The organism is Dyadobacter diqingensis (assembly GCF_024220585.1).
Lineage (GTDB): Bacteria > Bacteroidota > Bacteroidia > Cytophagales > Spirosomataceae > Dyadobacter > Dyadobacter diqingensis.
Genome location: NZ_JAMXKF010000005.1, coordinates 31,860 through 47,647, shown reverse-complemented (window position 1 = coordinate 47,647; position 15,788 = coordinate 31,860). Strand labels below are relative to the sequence as shown.

At 43.3% G+C, this 15,788-nt stretch carries 12 protein-coding genes; 2 read left to right on the top strand and 10 right to left on the bottom strand.

The window, feature by feature from the left end; all coding sequences use genetic code 11:
- Positions 1 to 588 precede the first annotated feature (588 nt).
- Positions 589 to 1,221 carry a response regulator transcription factor gene (locus M1L62_RS15645; RefSeq protein WP_254560540.1) on the top strand — a complete coding sequence of 211 codons (633 nt, stop codon included), beginning with the start codon at positions 589 to 591 and terminating at the stop codon, positions 1,219 to 1,221.
- Positions 1,222 to 1,474: 253 nt separating this feature from the next.
- Here M1L62_RS15645 and M1L62_RS15640 read toward each other — a convergent pair whose 3' ends face one another.
- From M1L62_RS15640 to M1L62_RS15595, 10 genes are all read right to left on the bottom strand, one after another.
- Positions 1,475 to 2,122 (bottom strand): LuxR C-terminal-related transcriptional regulator, encoded by a 648-nt coding sequence (locus M1L62_RS15640; RefSeq protein WP_254560539.1) that lies wholly within the window; start codon positions 2,120 to 2,122, stop codon positions 1,475 to 1,477.
- A gap of 607 nt (positions 2,123 to 2,729) precedes the next feature.
- A complete protein-coding gene (locus M1L62_RS15635; RefSeq protein WP_254560538.1) occupies positions 2,730 to 4,580 on the bottom strand; it encodes a lipid A-modifier LpxR family protein in 1,851 nt (616 codons plus the stop codon).
- 473 nt (positions 4,581 to 5,053) lie between these two features.
- Entirely contained in the window at positions 5,054 to 6,061 is a 1,008-nt protein-coding gene (locus tag M1L62_RS15630; RefSeq protein ID WP_254560537.1) for a bestrophin family protein, read from the bottom strand.
- Positions 6,062 to 6,189: 128 nt separating this feature from the next.
- Positions 6,190 to 6,405, bottom strand: a complete 216-nt coding sequence (locus M1L62_RS15625) for a hypothetical protein (RefSeq protein WP_254560536.1) — start codon at positions 6,403 to 6,405, stop codon at positions 6,190 to 6,192.
- A 105-nt stretch (positions 6,406 to 6,510) separates the two neighbouring features.
- Positions 6,511 to 7,497, bottom strand: a complete 987-nt coding sequence (locus M1L62_RS15620; protein WP_254560535.1) for a hypothetical protein — start codon at positions 7,495 to 7,497, stop codon at positions 6,511 to 6,513.
- Positions 7,498 to 7,529: 32 nt separating this feature from the next.
- A complete protein-coding gene (locus tag M1L62_RS15615; RefSeq protein ID WP_254560534.1) occupies positions 7,530 to 7,868 on the bottom strand; it encodes a YciI family protein in 339 nt (112 codons plus the stop codon).
- Between the two features lie 24 nt (positions 7,869 to 7,892).
- Positions 7,893 to 8,240, bottom strand: coding sequence for a YciI family protein (locus M1L62_RS15610; RefSeq protein ID WP_254560533.1), 348 nt, complete (start codon positions 8,238 to 8,240; stop codon positions 7,893 to 7,895).
- 309 nt (positions 8,241 to 8,549) lie between these two features.
- On the bottom strand, positions 8,550 to 9,308 hold the full coding sequence (locus M1L62_RS15605) for an SDR family oxidoreductase (protein WP_254560532.1): 759 nt from the start codon (positions 9,306 to 9,308) through the stop codon (positions 8,550 to 8,552).
- A gap of 396 nt (positions 9,309 to 9,704) precedes the next feature.
- On the bottom strand, positions 9,705 to 10,103 hold the full coding sequence (locus M1L62_RS15600) for a VOC family protein (RefSeq protein WP_254560531.1): 399 nt from the start codon (positions 10,101 to 10,103) through the stop codon (positions 9,705 to 9,707).
- 199 nt (positions 10,104 to 10,302) lie between these two features.
- On the bottom strand, positions 10,303 to 12,996 hold the full coding sequence (locus tag M1L62_RS15595; RefSeq protein WP_254560530.1) for a sigma-54-dependent Fis family transcriptional regulator: 2,694 nt from the start codon (positions 12,994 to 12,996) through the stop codon (positions 10,303 to 10,305).
- A 399-nt stretch (positions 12,997 to 13,395) separates the two neighbouring features.
- On the opposite strand from M1L62_RS15595, the gene M1L62_RS15590 reads away from it, so the two are divergent.
- Positions 13,396 to 15,426 (top strand): patatin-like phospholipase family protein, encoded by a 2,031-nt coding sequence (locus M1L62_RS15590; protein ID WP_254560529.1) that lies wholly within the window; start codon positions 13,396 to 13,398, stop codon positions 15,424 to 15,426.
- Positions 15,427 to 15,788 lie beyond the last annotated feature (362 nt).

Below are 15,788 nucleotides of genomic sequence, written 5' to 3'. Positions count from 1 at the left end.
AATTTTGTCGAAATATCGAAATTAATCGATAATTAGCATTAATATCCCTATTCGAATATTTAATTACACTTTTTGACTAAGAAAGCTATAAAACGACTAAGTTACACCTAAATAACACAATGAAATATATCAATTACACCATTTATTTGGTGTAATTATTCACTCTTTAGTGTTTAATGCACGAATAAATCAACTTCAACGTAGCGTTATCCAATAAGTCAACTCGAATAATTTCTATTGTCATATAGACAAATAATTAATTGTAAATGAATCCGATCATTTATATTTGTAGTGACTTAACCGTGGACAAATAATTACGAAAAAAGGCCATAAGAGAAACAGAAAATCTGAGTATTTCTTTGATTCAAGTAATGACGTACAACTATATACGAGTTTCGATATATATGGCCTCCACTTTCCTGATCGGAGGTGGTCTGCCCGATAAAAGATATACAGACTCAGATTTTGGCCCTATTCTGATAGACCTTTGTTTCAAATCGCGAGACTTTGCTTCGTTCCAGAAAGTGGGTGTACAATCGGACGGACCAAATTGTAATAAAAAGATCGCCACCAAATTGAAAACTGATAATGCGTGAGATACTAATTGTCGAAGACCATCCAATCGTGAGTATGGCTGTTGAAATGACACTTCGGGAAAACTTTCCGGAGTTCTCAGTTTTAAAAGCCGACACATTTTACAATGCTCTTGATATTGTCTCCCAGATCGGCCTGAATCTGATCATCCTCGACATAGGGATCCCAGGTGGCGGAACAGCCAGCATGATTAAAAATTTACGGCTGAAACAGCGAGGAGTACCCATTCTAATTTTCTCGGGGCTTGATGAAAAAACACATGCGGTATCGTATATCCACGCTGGCGCCAACGGTTTTGTATCAAAAAACGCTTCTGAACACGAAGTCATAACCGCAGTTGACACGGTTTTATCCAATCGAAAGTATTTTAGCAGTGATCTCTGGGAACTGGTGGTTTCCGGTTTACCAACACCAGGCGTGACTAATCCGGTGGAGATGCTTACTAAACGGGAAACCGAAATTATGGATATGCTTATTATGGGTAAATGGACAAAGGAAATTGCCTTGGAACTTCACGTAAAAGACACAACTGTCAGCACCCACAAACAGAATATTTTTCGAAAATTTGATGTTACAAACATCGTCGAGCTTGTTAAGAAAAAATCAAATTTTGCAAGAAAGTACTAATTCATGCCACCCAGAGTCATTTTATGAGACCACGAAAAGACATAAGCCGATAAACGTATATACAACATAGTTATACCTGTCTGAAATTTATTACACTCCATTAAAACATTCGGTTATTCAGGCATTTATCAAATTCAAACTGGGATTAGGATCAGTTTATCACAATAATCCTCGTTGTTTTCAGTATGCAAATTGCTCCATATCAAACCGTCTTCGGACTCCACGAAGCAATAATTTTACATCACTTTTGATTTCATTTTATATCTCTCATTTCAATCTGGTCGAGTTCATCTCTTAGTTTTATTACATTATCGACGCGCAGTTTGAAAAATATCTTCGATTTGATGGTACTAACCGTCGATGGCTTCCGATTCAACACACCAGCAATTTCGCCCGTTTTCATACCCTCGCTTAAATACCTTGCTATTTTGTACTCATGCGCCGTAAGCCGTGATAGATTTGCCCGCTTTTCTCTTCGTTCAATCAGGTTGCTTTCTGCCTCCATGATGACTTCCATAATCTCCTGACTCATATAAATCTTGCCTTCCAATACTTGCGCAATACACTCCTGAAGCTGAGAAATGTCCGTCTGCTTGGTAAGATAACCTCTAATTCCGGCTTTTATATATGCCACAACCATGGACGGTTCAGGGTTTTCGTCAAATCCGATAAACTTCACCATTGGATATAATCTTTTGACCTCACGTATCAATTCCAGATTATCATCCTGGGCCGACTGGCTGATCCCAATGATGATCAGGTCCTCCTGTCCCAGACTTTCCTCCTTAAATGAGGAAACAGATCTGGATTCCACCACAATTGCCTTTGCATAATGTTTTTTAAGAAAGTATTTCAATCCCGAACGAAGTAGTGGGTATTTATCTATTATTGCAATTTTCATGCTGGTATAATTTATATTACTCTATTTTGGAAAGTAGCGTTATGGTTATCCAATAAAGCAAAGCTAAATTCCCTGATGCCTGGCAAAACAAAATCTGCCTGTTGGAGCGTCATGATTGTTGCTGACGGTCCTCCTATTTTAATACATAGCCATGATTGTCACATGTAAACCCAGACTACCGGAACATTAATTCCAGATTCGGCACAACAAATCTACTAAACTGTCCAGAAATACACCTTCAACCTGACACACGTACCAGCTTACTATTTAAGACAAAATTATGCTTATGTTAAATTTCTGCTATGTATGACCAGCGATTATTCTAGGCCCAAACCGAAAACATCCAAGTATCAAACCCATAATAGCCTTAGACATCAAAATCACCAAAACGCCAACCTGTTAATGATTAAAAATGTCCTTCATTTCGAGAAATCCAAACCTCTTTTCTTACTGCGGAATTGTGTAACTTTAGTAGCTCTGACCCATTTTCTAAGCCATTTTCAAGCAAAATTGCAACGCAAAACTAGCATTTTAACCCGATATCAATTCAAGGACATAAGATTAAGAAAATAAATCTGCTTATCAAATTCCTAAAGACAAAAAATAACTACATCAAAAAATTAAATCCGATTCGACCAAATGCATAGATCTTTTGGGTATTGAAAAGCTGGCTCTTCTGCCCTTCCCGATTGTTATCAATTTTCTCTCCGTAAAATTCTCTACTGTTTATCGTTGCGTTGAAAAATATCATGGTTTTTATCGACCGGAATCCTACAAACAAGTCCGTGAATATCATGTTGCGATTTATTACATTTTTTTCAAGTTTCCATTTAGAAAGCGACTCGTCGGAAGTGCCGTCATTATCGAATTCTCTTGTTTTAAACCACCCAAAACCTTCCAGCATGGAGTTATGTACAACCCGGCGATATTTGACCTCAAATGAAAAAATGAAATTGTAAATTCTGCCGGGACGGTTTTTAATCATTTGCGTGCCGCTTCTTTCCTTAAAATTAAGGTTACTAAACCCGACTCCCGCGCCAGCGTAGGTAATCTGTTGCCCGATACGTCCTTCTATGGTGCTATAAACATTAATCCAATCCTTCAGACTTGTTCTTCCTTTGTAACCTTTTATATTTTCAATGTTCTTAAAAACATCATTTTCCCTGGAAAGAAGCATAAACTCCATAGCCTGACTCATATTGATTGTAAGACGTCCTCCGTCGGCAATCTGGTTATCCCAGCCAATAGGTGCCGGTGAGTCAATGGTCAGATCCCGGTGCAGCGCCGACTGGAAAGATTCTCCGATCTTTCCTCCCAAAATACCTATTGAAAACTCACCCCTCGCCCGGACGGTGCCCATTTCGTTGATCCTGTACTTTGCCCTGCCGATGTAGGCAATGCCGGCAAAGGGCCGGTCATTCTGATAACTATGATCTCTGTCCAGTTTTGCAAGCGGAGCATACTGGTTCCCGTTCATACGCAACGCCGTCCCTACCGAGTCAAACCGTAAATAAGGCGTATATGCTTCTATCCCGTAAAATATACTCTGATAACTGATGTTGTCTATTTTCAGTCTCCGTATCTCTTTTGAGAAAAAATTCACTACTGGAATTTTTGAGACAAACCGGTATGCTTTCCCGCTAAGAAATGTGTTGGAAAGCAACCTAATCTTGATCAGATCAGTAGTCAGCTCCACCCTGAGACCACCGGTATAATTCATGTCTTTGTTGATAACCGGGCAAAAAACATCATTGTCATGATAGATATTAATCCCTTTCAGTATCTGCCTGCTTGTTTCCGTAAACCGGTATTCGGAGAATTCCTTCCTCGAAATAAAATCCGATTGTCTGGCAATCAGATCCAGATTGTGCTCGATTCCACGGTTAAAACTCGCCAGTTCTTCCTTAAAAAGAATGTATCTGGCCAGTTCTTCGTACAATCCCTGAAGCGCCACATAACTCTGAATCTTTTGTAATGAGTCTAACGACATCGTATTTTGCCCCTTCAAAGCGCCCAGGGTAACCAGTGTCTGATACGTTGTAGTGTCCCTGGGAATGTAAATATTACTTTTTTTAAGCCTGCCGGCGAAGGTTGTTTTGATCAATTCCAGCATTTCAAAAGAATTCACGACGTCATGTTTATCCAACAATTTCCTGACAATACTATCCGGCATAGCCTGGTCGATCACACCCGGATTTATATCGGCATTCCAACTCTTAATCTTTCTTTTAGCATTGTCTATGACGGTATCACTTTGGATCTGCTGACTCCCTTGTAACTTCTCCCCGATCACGGGCGTAGGTTGCTCTTTTCGCTGTGTGCGTTTGCTTTGTATACTGTCTGTCAGAGTTTCCACTTTTGACGGGGCAGGTGCTACCTGCGCGGAAGCAACATGAAATAATGTACTGCAAGTCAATGTCGCAGGAAGAAAAATGACGGAATAAAGTAGTCGTTTCATGACACAGGGAGATGGAGGTTTAACAGGATTTACCAGGCAATTGATGAAATCGTAAAGCGGCTTTCACGTTGATTACAAAAACCACTCGGTAAAATATTCGTCGCCAGAGATTACATCATTGGCCGGCTTACTCAAACCAGCCTTGACTACCTGATTAGTCGTAAAAATGCAAGAGATGGCAAACAAACTCATGCATTTTTTTCCAATCCCCTTCGGTTGTTTATTGATATGTCCCGGATTTAGTTTCGCAGGAATACGGTAGATAAAAAAGAAACCAGCGCTGAAAGGTTATAAAAACCCTCAGCGCTAGTTTATAACAGCATTATGCTTTTTAAAACTTAACGATATGTCAACACTTAAAAAGTATAAACGGAAAGAAATGTTGAGCAACTTGGAGTGGACCAACACTTGCAAAAGCAATGATTATGTCGGTCCAAGTACGCCTTTCAACGGTTAATAAAAGTGATCACTACTTAAAGAATGATATTATTCTGAGGCAGCAGTTGTGGCGGCAAATCTGTTTCACCCAGAAATTCCTTCAACTCGATCTCCATGCTCCGGCACATTTGGGAGATCGGAATATCGTTTGCACCTCCCTCGAACGGATTTTCGGTGCTTTCTCCAACCTGTTCGAGCGACGTATACATCCAGGAGATCATGATGCTGAACGGCACCGCCAGCCAGACCATATTCCCTTTCATGAATCCACTCACCAGTTCATCTAGTTTTTCAAACTCTTTCAGCAAGCCAAAGGGAAGCAAAAAGCAGAACAACCGTATAAATAACGTGTTGATTATGGCATATTGTCGCGGATACGGAGCGTCTTTTATTTGCTCTGCTTTTCCTTGTTGCACATAAAATTCTTTAATTGCCCGTTCCAGTTCAACAAATTGCAGCAGCACGATCTGTTCGGCCTGATAAAGATTTTTAAGCGTTCTGCTTTGCAATCCCATGATATGTGTTGCCTTGTTGCCGGTTTTAAGAATATAGGTAAGCTCTTCTTCGGAGAGATATTTGGCAAGCTCCTTTTTCAGAGGGGTTTCTTTTTCCGGGATAGAATATAACCGCCGGTACTCAGCATTGTGCTTCCGGGTGGTGCTTTCCCAAACCCGGTGCTCCCGCATTTGATAGCGAAGGGCCGTAAGCCAGGCAAGATGCGTGTAAACAAGCTGCCTTGTCCAGTCAGGGTTATCGAGATAATCCCTGCAAACAAGTCCCCATGCCCGGCTGAGATTGAAAATGGTCGTCCATATTTGCTGGGCTTCTCCTGTGCGGTTGTAGGTCTGGGTATTTTTAAATCCGACAATAAACGCTGTGGCCGTACCAAGCAGCGCCACGATTGTCCAGGGAATATTCAGCCATTTCCAACCCAGATTATGATAAAGAAAAACCGGTACTACGCCCATGATAATTAAAACGTAGAGCGTTCTTCGGGTCCAAAACAGGAATTCTGAAAATTTATAGGATTTACCTGCGTGCATGTTTTTGAATGTTTATTTTTATTTATACCTGCTGCCAGGTTATCGCGTAGGTTAGGAAAATCGAATTTGTTATTTAAACTTATGTATAGGTCAAAATCGATATCTGAGGGCGGAGGGTGCGGCTAGATTTACAAATGAAGAATTTCTTTTATCTCCTGTTCAGAATAATAAGGAGCAAGTTCAGACTCATCAATTATTTCTCCCGTTTGCTCGACGTTTGGCGCTACCGCCTCTGCCGTATCGCCAGTTATTTCGATCAGGCCCGCAATGGCCAGACCGTTAAGTACACTCATAACTTTGTCCGCGTCTTTTTCGGACAGGATGGTAAGCTGAAAAGATTTCATGATAAAATATTTTGCAAAGTGAAAAGTAAATGTTTGGCTCAGCACCGGCCAAATCGGTACAGACTTAAAAGAATCGCTTTACATTGGCGCAATTGAAAAGCCGGTTCACTGGATAAGATCATGCGGAGGATTATCACCGGAGCTTTGCAGGTCAGCGATCCACTTTCGCAGATACAAGAGCGTCGCTTCTTTATCAGGCATAACACCAAGTTCTTCAAAAGCCCCGGACACTGCCGCGCCTAAACCAATGCAATGCGATATTTCAAGCCGCATTTGCAAACCCAATCCATAACCGGCACAAAAGCTGTCACGTAAATCATTGGTCACACTGACTGTATCGGATTTTCTCCGGGCGATCTCGAAATGATGCTGTTTTGAAAACAGCATCGCCTTATGATCCGAGTAAATGATCAGATGCTCAACATTCATCGTGTTAAAAATCGACAAATATTTATTCTTCAATGCCATGGGATCCAGGCCTGATGCCGCTGTTTCAGGATCTTTGCCATTCAGCAGCGACCACAGTTTAACAGCCTCACCTTCGTCGAGGACAAAGGTCACCCGGCCGTAGAGGGAAAATTCGCTGATGATATCCAATATCTCATCCACTTCGAATATCAGCCGTTTGGTAGGATCGCCCAGATAAAAAATAAAATCAAAGTCCCGCTTGTTAATCGGTTTGATCACATCGGAAAGTAGCCCATACCAGAGATCGGAAGCGCGATAAACGCTGGACCAGTTTGCAAATGGGATAATCCGGCAATTTCTGAAAAGTACTTTCAGGTCTTCGATGACAGCCTCTGTCCTGAAATCGTGCCATTTGTATTCGGCGGAATCGTTCAGACGGGTGCTTCCAAAGATATCGTTTGAAAGTTTTAAGCGCCCCTGAAAAGTATTCAATGTCAGACTGCGAATGCCGAATTTCTCAAAGAACTCACCGGGTATGGACTCCCCAATGCCCTGCGACTCGACCCGGAATTGACCATCCTGCCCGTGAAAAATATCGTCCGTATCGTTAAAACGCTCTATCATTCCAATAAGGTCAGATAACACTTCAATCGCATTTTCGGAGTCATGTTTTATAGTATACATCGTTTCAAGATTTAGGATAATCTATTGTTTCACTAGTTTCCAAGCCGTATTTCAACACAACCGCCGACCGTTAAAATCGGACAGCTGGCCGCCACTTCCAGTGCCGCGTTGTAATCGACAGCCTTGATGATCACAAGTCCTTCAATCAACTGCGGTGTTTCAGAATAAGATCCGCCAGCTGCGCTGTTGTTCGGAAGCAGGATCATACCGGGAATATCCAGTCGCTGAACCGGCCTTACGAGGATGTCACGTGCGGCCAGCTGATCAAACCAATGCTGCCAATCCTGCATATAAGCCCGGATTTTTCCCGTCAACGGCTTACCCTCGTTTATTTGCTGTCCTCCCCGAAATACTAACAGGTACTCATTCATTGTGTCTCGGGTTTCTTGATTGATTCACTTGTATGAAATCGCCCTGTGGATTTCCACTGCACCTTCCCAATCCAGGATCGGGCACCCACTTGCGATTTCTTTTGCCTCGTTATAATCACTCGCTTTCACAATGATTAATCCGTCTATGATTCGATCCGTCTTTGAGAAAGGCCCCTGCCTGATCACATGGTTGGCTGTCAAAACCTTCCCAACCGGATCCCAGTACTGAACCGGCCAGGCAAGTTTGTCCTGGGCGGCAAGACCGCGATACCAATCCTGCCAGTGATTGAGATAGGTTTGCAACGCCTCTTCCGAAACCAGCGTTTCACTTACTGCATGACTCTTGTGAAAAATCAATACAAACTCGTTCATCCTGTTATGATTTAAATTACGCACGAGTATCTCTTTATCAGACCAAATCGTAAAAGGCATAGAAACTGATTCAGCCAAATTGTTACGAAGTTTTCAAAGGATAGCCACACACCATTTCGCCCATCATCCTGTCGCGTTGCTGATCGGAATTTCACGGATAAACCGTGTCGACGTTGGTTGATTCCGTGCACGAACGGGTGGAAAGTGCACACCTCTTACAGCAGCCTCGACAAGCTGACACCCGTCATCTTCGTTTAGAAGGGCAGAAAAAGTAAGTATTGGCAAAAAAGAAACGTGGAACGGTAACCGCTATACTGTCACTTTGTTTTGAGCAGCGAACCAGGTTTCGAAATTGATTTTTCCAATGCGTGGGTTAGCACCGGGAACCAGCATGTCATCTGTAAGTTCAGCACCGAAATAACGTGCGTGAACGTCGGAAACTACCTTACGCGGATCTTTCATTTCAGTGAGATATTGCTGCACCAATTCTGAAAGACGCAGACGATCGGGACCGGCAATTTCAACAGTTCCGTTCAGCGGAGCACCAACCGTAACCTCAGCCACGGCCGATGCGACATCATCAGAAGCGATCGGCTGTACAAAAGCGGGTGAAAGATGGACGGTCTCACCCTGAGTACCAGACTGCGCAATTCCGCCCAGAAACTCAAAGAATTGTGTCGAATGTACGATTGTGTACGGAATCGGAGATGCTTTGATCAATTTCTCCTGAGCAATTTTACCGCGAAAATAACCACTTTCAGCAAGACGATCCGTGCCGACAACCGACAGCGCAATATGATGTTTTACACCGGCAACTTCCTCCGCTGCCAGAAGAGTGCGGCCGGATGTTTCAAAAAATTCCAAAACCGCCTTATCCTCAAAGGAGGGAGAATTGGCTACGTCCACAACCACCTGAGTTCCTTCCAGAGCCTCGGCCAGCCCTTCGCCTGTGATCGTATTTACACCGGATGCCGGTGAAGCAGCTATGACTTCATGCCCTAAATGTTGAAGTTTCGCAACAAGTTTGGACCCGATCAGGCCACTTCCGCCAATGACTACAATTTTCATAATGATGTTGTTAATGCGGCCGTTTAAAGCCGGCGTTGTAAATTTTGTTTTGTATTAAGGATTTTTTGGTAATCCTGACCGGGCAAGCCATCTGTATCACCAGTTATTGTCGGCCGGATGTGTTAATAATATTGCAATCAGCGTGCCAAATAGCTAAACCACTACAAAACAACAATTTACACACAATATCTATCTTTAATTTCCACTGTATCTAGTCAAATGACGCCCTGATACACTAAATACAGTCAAAATTTAATCGCTTTACAACTGGAAAAATACACCGATAACTTTTCCAACCCGGGCTTCAAACGAAAAGGAAAGACGGCTTACTGAGGAAACGATGTTCCGCAATAAGCCGTCCTGCATTTTTTTCAGATTCCTTTCTCAACGAATCAATCAAAATCCCTTCATGTAAAACACATTAAACCGGTGACCGTCCGGATCAGCAAACATAAAACCGTAATACCCTTCACCAAATGCTTCCGGCTCCGAAAGCATTTTCCCGCCAGCTTTTTTTACCTCCACTGCCCACTGGTCTGCTTCTTCTTTACTTTTGGCGGAAAGTGTAAACAATACCTCGGCCGCCGATTGTGCATCCGCGATTTCTATTTTCATATTGGACCGAAGCACATCCTTCAAAAAAAAGTTTATGACAAATTCAATTTCTCCCACAACAAAGCTCGTCAGCTGACCATTGGGGGTGCCATTGGCCTTAAACCCCAGATCTGTGTAAAATTTTGTTGTCTGCTCTAAATCGCTTACGGCCAGGTTGGCCCATATCATTTTTGGATGCATCGCTTCTTTTTTTACGTTGTCCCTACTCGATTAAAAGGTTTGCTGATGTGATGACGTACGTAGGTAATTTAACCTTCCTTCTGCAAAACATAATATCAACAGCCACATTTAAAGATAATTACAAAGTTTCGAACCGCAACATTTTACAACGAAAGCAGCACTTCTGATTACAATTGTGCACCACCAGGCAATCAGACCGTTAAAAATATTCCGATTTCAGTATGGCCAGCTTTTTAATTTTAGAGTGCAGGGTCGTTGCCGGAATATCCAGATATTCGGCCGCCCCACCACTGCCCGAGAGTTTTCCGCCGCATCTTTTAATTGTTTCAATGATGTATGAGCGCTCCATTTCTTCCAGCGTTCTGCTCGCTAAAACAACCACGTCATTCTTCGAATCCGTTTTGTTTTTAGGCAAATGGACTTCGCGAATAACGTTTTCACGCGTTAGCAGCACACTTCTTTCGATCAGGTGTTCGAGTTCTCTCACATTACCCGGCCATAGATAACTTTTTAATTCCTGTATCACTTTCGGGGCAATGGCGTTTACTTTTCTGCCTGCATTTTTGCTGTACCGCGCGACGAAAAAATTGGCCAGCGATGCAATATCCTCGGTACGTTCCCGCAACGGAGGAAGATTGATCGGAAACACATTTAACCTGTAAAAAAGATCTGACCGGAACCTGCCAGCCCGAACCTCTTCTTCCAGGTCACGGTTTGTAGCGGCAATAATTCTGACATCCACGTTGATCGTCGTTTTCCCTCCTACCCTTTCCAGTTCTTTCTCTTGGAGCACCCTTAATAGCTTGACCTGCGCCTCCAGAGGCATTTCCCCGATCTCATCCAAAAACAGTGTACTGTTATTGGCCAGTTCAAATTTGCCAATTCTCCGCTCCGTTGCACCCGTAAAAGCACCCTTTTCATGGCCAAACAATTCGCTTTCGATCAGGTTCGCAGGCATCGCTGCACAATTCACTTTGATCATCAGTCTATTTTTCCTGGGTGAGGCGTTATGAATGGTACGTGCGATCAGTTCCTTACCCGTGCCCGTCTCCCCCAGCAAAAGCACCGATGATTTTGACCCGGCCACCAGTGACACGAGATGGTAAACCTTTTGCATTTCAGCACCATTGCCGACAATTTCCGAAAAGTTATAGATCGTTTTGATCTGCTCTTTCAGATGATCATTCTCAACTTCGAGCATCTGTTTATAAGAAAGCACTTTTTCGTTGGCCCGGATATTGGAAATGGCTATCGATATTTGCGCGCAGATGCCTTTAAGCAAGTTGTAATTTACTTCATCGGTTAGCAGCCAAAGTGTACCTACATTTTTATTTCCCACCCTGAGCGGCGCGCCATACGCATTTTTCAAGCCTACTTTTTTCCAGAAATAGATATACCTGGCGCTGTTTCCCTTACGCTCTTCCTCGGCAATGTTGAAGATAACCGGATCTTTACTACGGAGCACTTTGGCCGTGAGGTACTCATCAATGGTAATATTCTTGGAGGCAAGCTCTAAAAAAACCGGGTCTTCTCTGTAAAACATGCCCTTATCATACATGTACGGACTTAACGTGACACCATCGTCCTCAATAATCCGGATCATCGAAAGTCTGATGTTCAGCACGTGCTGTAACACACTGGAAATGGCCCTTTCCAGATCGTCTTTTGTTCTGACACCGGCAATATCCTGGCCAAAATCCAGCAAGAATGATTTCTCACGCTCTTTGGCCAACAGTTTTTCATTGGCCGCAATGTTATTCGCCGCGGTTGACAGCTGACTGGCAATACGCTCGATAATATCCAGTGATTTTTCATTGAAGGTATTTTCAGTATTGGCAAACAGTATCAAACTGTGCTTCCCGGCTCCCTCATCGGGAAGTACCTTGATCACCATTTCCCGCGCGCCGGCATTGAAATTCAGTCTGAGCCAAAGCGGAGCCTGGCTCATATCAAACGATTTCATCCTGAATACAAGTGGCTTTTCCGAGCGCATCGCCACATCATAAATGCCATCCTGAACCGGATAAGGATGAGAAATGGCTTCATTGTATTTTGAAAACGCTCTGAGCCGGGAGTCCTCATCCGTCAGGAATGCGTTGTACGTCTCGCCATTCTCTGCCAGGACCGTCATAACGCTATGGGCGAAAGGAATCAGTTTTTTGAGACTAAAATTTATGACCTTCAAAAGATCTTTTCTGTCACGGACGGTGACCATTTCATTGCTCAGTGAAAGCAAAACTTCGTTAACTTTTTCCTTATAAGAAATATCTTCGTTTTTAATAATATTCGAAACCGCGCTTGAAATCTGCGGAGCCACGCCATTGATAATACTTTGAAAATCAGAAGAAAAACTACCCTCCTGATCAGAATAGATATGAAGAAATCCGACTGTCTTATTTTTGCTTTTAAGCGGCATCATCAAAATCTCCCTTATCCCGGCATCGTGGTTTGCCCTGAGAAACTTCGGACTTCCGGGTTTGTCCATAATCTCCTCCAGCCGAAAAAAAACCGGGCCATCCGAGTTGACTACCTGTTGTATAAAGGGCTCATTCAAAGAAAAATGTGAGCGGGTTAACGCAGCATAATCCTCATGATTCCTGATCGGTGATGCCTCGGGGTCTAACAGAAAAGGTGTATAAGTTTGGGCTTCATGGTCAATTAATGTTACGATGGTATGCGTGAAATAAAACAGTTTTTTTATCCGTAAAGAAAAAAGGGTAATCAGATCATTTTTCTCCCGGATCCTGGTGATATCATCACTCAATTCCAGCAAAATCTTTCTTTCCCGCTCATAAGACGCAACCTTATCATGTAATACCACAATCGGAGCGTTGCCATTGAGATTATCAGGTCGACTACCGCCTTCCATTTCCAATGATTTTGATTTTTTCATTTCTCTGTCTTGTTTGAATTTACTGCATTACTTATCCTGTCCGCACACGGTTTGTTAACCGGAAATTTATACTCAAACCAAAGACAACTGAGATCTCGTAGCTGGACAAAAACAGCAGATTATTTTTCATCTTCAAAGCTCTCTTTCCTCTAAAATGGGGTTTGTTTTTACCGAATAATAAGAAGCCCGTCAATTACTCAGGAAGCAACGATTAAAAACAACAACAATTTGACTTAAAGCACCATATACCCTCTTTATATTCCCATGACCAGACCATTGACATTCCGTAAGCCTCCGGTTTTCGCTTTCAACATTTCATTTCATTTGAAACGTGTAAAGAAGCAGACCGAAAACAATTGTAAAGATTTACTCAACAAGCAACCTAAACTTTAAAGGATCATGTCAAATGAACCAAATCCGGCAGTTGACTCCGAAAAGTCCCTGCTAAAAGCCATCGAAAGCCGCGATAACGCGCAGCTGGAATCTGTTATTCTGACCACCCCCTTTCAAAAGCTGGCCCTGGCGCTTTCAGGCGGAGGTTTTCGCGCCGGTGCATTTAGTCTGGGCACGATGAGTTATCTGCACCACCTCAGATATCCCGATGCAGAGCAACCCGACAGACGGGTTCTGGATAATGTGCAATTTGTGTCCTCAGCATCCGGAGGCAGTCTGGCTGGAATCCTGTACACCATGCATGTCAGGCTGGGCATCCCGTTTCCCAAAACTTATCATCAGCTTCTTGACTTTATGACTGGTCAGGTTTCACTGGACCAGGTGCTGCAAACGCTCAATGATGAGCAGCAATGGAAAGGCGAAAAAGCCAGGAATCTGATCAATGCTTTCTCGAAAATATATAACGAAAAACTTTTTGACCATAAAACTTTCGACGTGTACTGGCCTCAGACACAGCAGCCTGTTGCCCGTCCGCTCGAAGTATGTTTCAACGCAACTGAGTTTTACCGGGGCATATCATTCCGTTTTCAGGCATCCACCAACCCCTGGACGGGCGGCATCGCAGGGAATAAATACGTCTACTTCGACAAAAAGGATACAAATTCAGCAAACACGCTCCGGAAGGTGCGGCTCGGAGACATCATGGCTGCCTCTTCCTGTTTTCCGGCCGGGCTGGAACCTATCATGCTGCCAAAGGACTTCACCTACCCGGCTAACGGCGATGGGCCGGGACTGGATTCCGGAACGTTACGCGACGCTCTGGTCACAACTGATTACGACAACAAAGCGCTTAAACCTGCCGTCGACGTTGGTCTTATGGACGGCGGGGTTGACGATAACCAGGGACTTTACAGCGCCATGCTTGCCGATAAACGCAGACGGAACAATAATGCATCGAATGGTTTTGACCTGATTTTTGTGACTGACGTAGCCAGCTATTTTATGGATCCATATGAAGATCCACAGATTTCCACTGCCGGCGAGATCAGAAAAGAGTCTGTTAGTGCTTTGCTGGACACGCCAGTCAAAACATTTTTACCCGGAAAAAACAAAGTCATTTCCGGGCTATTGATCGGTTCGGTCGTGCTTCTTCTAGCCTCGATTTTCATGCTCACGCAATCCGGACAGGGTTCGCTTCATAACCTTGCGATTGTACTCACAACAACGTTTTCGATCACAACCGCTGGGATTTTCGCGGTGAAGCGACTGATTTTCGGAAACCCCATCAAATCGTTGTTGCCTGCTTCGCTGAGTCTGCCAGAAGAACAAACGGCTGAGCTGCTCAAAAAAACGGTGCCCGCGTTCAGAAACTTCTCGGATAACACCCTTGGCGGACTCGTGAAATATTTACAAAAAACGCCAACCGGTGTTTTAGAGCAAATGCTCAAAGCGAGAGTAAATTCGATGCTCAGTATGGTATTGGATGTCAACCTGAAACAAACCCGCCGGCTCATTTTTGATATATTTTATGGCGCTTTTTATGGTGAGAAAACATGGCAAAACCGCCGGATCTTCAATGTGATCTATGAACTGAGCACACTGAATATTGAAAGCCGCAACAAAAGCATCAGGGCCAAATTCCAGAAAAATAAACAAACGGCTGATAACATCGGGACGGTTAACCCGATCGTAGCCCTCCTTACCGATGATTGTGCCATGCTGAATAAAGTGGCTGAGAGTGCCCGCACCATGGCCACTACACTTTGGTTCGACGAAACGGATGTGAAAAACAAACGCATGCGGGACGTAATCGCCTGTGGCCAGTTCACCACCTGCGCCAAACTACTCGAACACATCCTCGCCCTGGAAGAAACCCTGAAAAAACAGCAAACCGACGCCAGTTTCGATCCGCAAATCAATCTGAATGATGAGCAATTAAACATTTTCAGATCAGTTAAAACACAGTTGCTCGCCGATTGGCAAAAATTCAAGGCGGATCCGTATTTTTTGGCGGATGAGCTTGCGGTGAAAGGCTAATGCCAGTGTCTACGAAAAACTCATTTGTTGACAAGAACTTTTCTTTGATCTCTATTTATATAAAAGCTAAACGAAAATGCAATCTTCCATTCCTGACAAAACCTTCCACGATGAAGATTTCGTTAAGACCAACAAAAATGCCGTTCGTGTTCTGTCCATGGTGGATTGTAACAAATTCATGAAGTTCGATTATCTGTTATTCGATCAACAAACCTGGTATGTGAAAAGACAACACCAACCAAGTGTACGTAAATCGAATTGTTTTACGCAAATGCCATATCGCGTAGCTAAATTTTGTTTTTCACATAACAACAAATTATGCTTTTGAACTTTTTTCTTACAAAATCTCCGATGATCAGATG